Source organism: Actibacterium sp. (assembly GCF_041584535.1).
GTDB lineage: Bacteria > Pseudomonadota > Alphaproteobacteria > Rhodobacterales > Rhodobacteraceae > Actibacterium_D.
Map to the genome: position 1 here is coordinate 1 of NZ_JBFHDW010000252.1, position 3,945 is coordinate 3,945.

At 65.9% G+C, this 3,945-nt stretch carries 4 protein-coding genes; all 4 read left to right on the forward strand.

The window, feature by feature from the left end:
• The first annotated feature begins 214 nt into the window (after positions 1-214).
• Positions 215-2,167, forward strand: coding sequence for a biotin carboxylase N-terminal domain-containing protein (locus ABYW26_RS11690; RefSeq protein WP_372605060.1), 1,953 nt, complete (start codon positions 215-217; stop codon positions 2,165-2,167).
• Positions 2,164-2,820 (forward strand): glutathione S-transferase family protein, encoded by a 657-nt coding sequence (locus ABYW26_RS11695; protein WP_372605061.1) that lies wholly within the window; start codon positions 2,164-2,166, stop codon positions 2,818-2,820. The genes ABYW26_RS11690 and ABYW26_RS11695 overlap by 4 nt, the downstream gene beginning before the upstream one ends.
• A 1-nt stretch (position 2,821) precedes the next feature.
• The gene (locus tag ABYW26_RS11700) at positions 2,822-3,673 is read left to right on the forward strand and encodes a hydroxymethylglutaryl-CoA lyase (protein ID WP_372605062.1); all 852 of its coding nucleotides are present in this window, start codon (positions 2,822-2,824) and stop codon (positions 3,671-3,673) included.
• A gap of 27 nt (positions 3,674-3,700) precedes the next feature.
• On the forward strand, positions 3,701-3,945 hold a 245-nt coding region (locus ABYW26_RS11705), incomplete at its 3' end, for an enoyl-CoA hydratase-related protein (RefSeq protein WP_372605063.1).

Sequence of the window (3,945 nt, forward strand, 5' to 3'; positions counted from 1 at the left end):
ATCATCGACCCGCGCAAATCGCGCGAGGTGCTGGCGCTCAGCCTGTCCGCTGCTTTGAATGCACCGATAGAACCAACCCGTTTCGGGCTGTTCAGAATGTGATTTCCGCCTCCGGCGGGAGTATTTGGACCAGGAAAAAGCCGCTGTTTTTCTTGGCGAAAATACTCCGGGGGCACGGGGGCAGCGCCCCCGCCGCAATGATTGGGAGACCGCTATGTTTCGTAAGATCCTGATTGCCAACCGGGGCGAGATTGCCTGTCGGGTGATCGAAACCGCCCGCAAGCTGGGGGTGCAGACGGTGGCGGTCTATTCCGACGCCGATGCCAATGCCAAACATGTGGCGCTGGCCGATCAGGCGATCTGGATCGGCGGCCCGGCGCCCGCGGACAGTTATTTGCGGGGCGACGATATCATCTCGGCGGCGCTGGTGACCGGGGCCGAGGCCATTCATCCCGGCTATGGCTTCCTGTCCGAGAACCCCGATTTCGTCGATGCGGTTCAGGCGGCGGGGCTGGTGTTCATTGGCCCTTCGGCGGATGCGATCCGGGCGATGGGGCTGAAGGATGCGGCCAAGCATCTGATGGAACAGGCCGGGGTGCCGGTGGTGCCGGGCTATCACGGCGACAATCAGGACCCCGAGCATCTGGCCGGGGCGGCGGATGCCATCGGCTATCCGGTGCTGATCAAGGCGGTGGCGGGCGGCGGCGGCAAGGGCATGCGTCTGGTAGCGCAGCCGCAGGAGTTTTCTGAAGCGCTGGACAGCGCCCGGGGCGAGGCCAGGACCGCCTTTGGTAATGACGCGGTGCTGATCGAGAAATATGTCGAGCAGCCCCGCCATATCGAGGTTCAGGTTTTTGGCGATGGCGTGCAGGCCGTGCATTTGTTCGAGCGCGATTGTTCCCTGCAGCGCCGCCATCAGAAGGTGATCGAAGAGGCGCCCGCGCCCGGCATGACGCCCGAAATGCGCATGGCAATGGGCGAGGCCGCTGTGCGCGCCGCCAAGGCCATCGGTTACAAGGGGGCCGGAACGGTCGAATTCATCGTCGATGGGTCGGAAGGGCTGCGCCCGGATCGGTTCTGGTTCATGGAGATGAACACCCGCCTTCAGGTCGAACACCCGGTGACCGAGGCCATCACCGGCATTGATCTGGTCGAATGGCAATTGCGCGTCGCGGCGGGCGAGGTCTTGCCCGCGCGCCAGCAGGATCTGCGTATCAACGGCCACGCCTTTGAGGCCCGGCTTTATGCCGAGGACGTGCCAGCCGGCTTTCTGCCCGCGACCGGGCGGCTGAGCCATCTGCGGTTCAGCCCGGCGGCGCGTTCGGACAGCGGGGTGCGGGCCGGGGATGCGATCAGCCCGTGGTATGACCCGATGATCGCCAAGATCATCACTCATGGCCCGACCCGCGAGGTCGCCTTGGCGCGGCTGGCGCAGGCGTTGCGTGACACGCAGGTCGCGGGCGCGGTGACCAATCTGGCGTTTCTGGGTGCCTTGGCCGGGCATGAGGGGTTTGCGCGGGGCGAGGTCGATACCGGCCTGATCGCGCGGGATCTGGCTGAATTGACCGTGCAGCCTCCGGCGACACCGCAACAGCGGGCGCAGGCGGCTTTGGCGGCGCTGGGCCTGTTGGGGACGGTTGCGCCGCTGAGCGGGTTCTCGCTGTGGTATCCGCTGACCCGCAGTGTGCTGCTGACCCACGAGGGCGAGACCTTCGAGGCGCTGGTCCGCACCCGTGGCCCGGAAAACCATCTGGTGGTGGTCGGCGAGATCGTGATTGAAGCGCTGCACCGGCGCGGCGGCTGGTTCTTTGACGACGAACCGGCGGTGCCTTTTGCCCGGGATGGCGCGGCGATCACGCTGTTTGCTGACGCCGGGCACCGGTTCACCATGATCGACCCGCTGGACCGCGAAGGGGCGGCTGGTCACGCTGGCAACCTGATCGAGGCGCCGATGCCCGGTCTGGTCAAGGCGGTGTTCGTTGCCGCTGGCGATACGGTCACGCAGGGTCAGCGTCTGGCCATTCTCGAAGCGATGAAGATGGAGCATACTCTGACCGCTGGCCGCGATGGCACGGTCGCCGAATTGCTGGTCGGGGCCGGATCGCAGGTCGAGGCCGGGGCGGCGCTGATCCGTCTGGCCGAGGATGATAAGGAGGACGCTGCGTGATTCACCTGCATCATGTGCCCATGGCCCGGTCGCTTCGGGTGATGTGGATGCTTGAGGAGCTGGGGCTGGACTATGATCTGTCGCTTTACTCGATCCGCGACGGATCAATGCGGACGCCCGAATTCCTGCGCCTGTCGCCCGCTGGCCGGACCCCGGTGCTGGAGATGGGCGACGAGGTGATTTTTGAAAGCGGCGCGATCCTGCAGCTTCTGGCCGAGCGCCACCCGCAATCGGGTCTGCACCGGGCGCCCGATCACCCCGACCGCGCCCGCTATCTTGAATTGATCCATTATTCCGAGACCATCGGGTGTCTGGTGGAAAACCTGAACATGAACCGGGTGTTTCTGCGCAACCCGGCCGATGCTTCGCCCGTTGTAATCCGGCTGCTGACCGCGCGGCTGCGCGGGGCGCTGGCGGCGGTTGGGCCGCAGTTGCGGGGCGATTTCCTGTTGGACAGTGGCTTTTCGGCGGCGGATATCATGCTGGCCTATGGGTTTGTTCTGGCCGACCGCTATGTGCGGGTTGGCGATTACCCCGAGCTTCAGGCCTATTGGGACCGCTGCAAGGCGCGCCCGGCCTATCAGCGCGCGGCGGCACGCGACGGGGTTCAGGATTTCTTCGACCGCGATTTCTATCCGTTGCCGGAGGTGTGACTTGGGCGAATATGTCGAAATCTTCGAGGTCGGCCCGCGCGACGGGTTGCAGAACGAAAAGCGGCTGATCCCGGTGGCGGAAAAGATCGCGCTGGTCGATCTGCTGTCGGGCGCCGGGTTCCGCCGGATCGAGGTTGCCAGTTTCGTCAGCCCGAAATGGGTGCCGCAGATGGCCGACGGGGCCGAGGTTCTGGCCGGTATCCACCGCGCGCCGCATGTGTCCTATGCGGCGCTGACACCGAACCTGATCGGCTTTCAGCGCGCCATGGCCGCCCGCGCTGATGAGATCGCGATCTTCGGCGCGGCGTCCGAAGGGTTCAGCCGCGCCAATATCAACGCCAGCATCGAAGAAAGCCTTGAACGCTTTGCCCCTGTGGCCGAGGCGGCGGCGGAAGAGGGCGTGCCGGTGCGCGGTTATATTTCGTGCGTGACGGATTGCCCTTATGACGGCCCGACCGCCCCGGCTCGGGTGGCGTGGGTGGCGAAAAAGCTGTTGGCGATGGGGTGCTATGAAATCAGCCTTGGCGACACCATCGGGCGCGGTACGCCCCAGACCATCACCGCGATGCTGAACGCGGTTGCCGAGGTGGTGCCGGTGTCGAAACTGGCCGGGCATTACCACGACACCGGTGGTCGGGCGCTGGAGAATATCGAAGCCTCGCTGGCGCTGGGCCTGCGGGTGTTCGACGCGGCGGTCGGCGGCTTGGGCGGTTGCCCCTATGCCAAGGGCGCCACCGGCAATGTCGCGACCGAGGCCGTGGCCGATCACCTGAGCGCGCTGGGCTATGACACCGGGCTGGACCGCGCGGTTATCGGCCGGGCCGCCGACATGGCGCGGGCCATGCGCGGCTAGGTATATTTGCAGATTGGGACCAACGGCATGAGCGAATTTCTAAGCATCGAAACCGACGCGCGCGGCGTGTGCACCCTGACACTGAACCAGCCCAAGCGGCACAATGCGCTGTCGGTCGGGCTGATGGATGCGCTGACGCAGGCGGCGGCCGATCTGGGGGCTGACCCTGCGGTGCGGGTGGTGGTTCTGGCGGCGGCGGGCGAAAGCTTTTGCGCCGGGGGCGATCTGCGCTGGATGGCCGAACAATTCGCCGCCGGGCCCTCGGCCCGCGA

Excerpts from the sequence above, each read along its gene's own strand:
- ABYW26_RS11690 (WP_372605060.1), top strand. The coding sequence starts at position 215 with ATGTTTCGTAAGATCCTGATTGCCAACCGGGGCGAGATTGCCTGTCGG.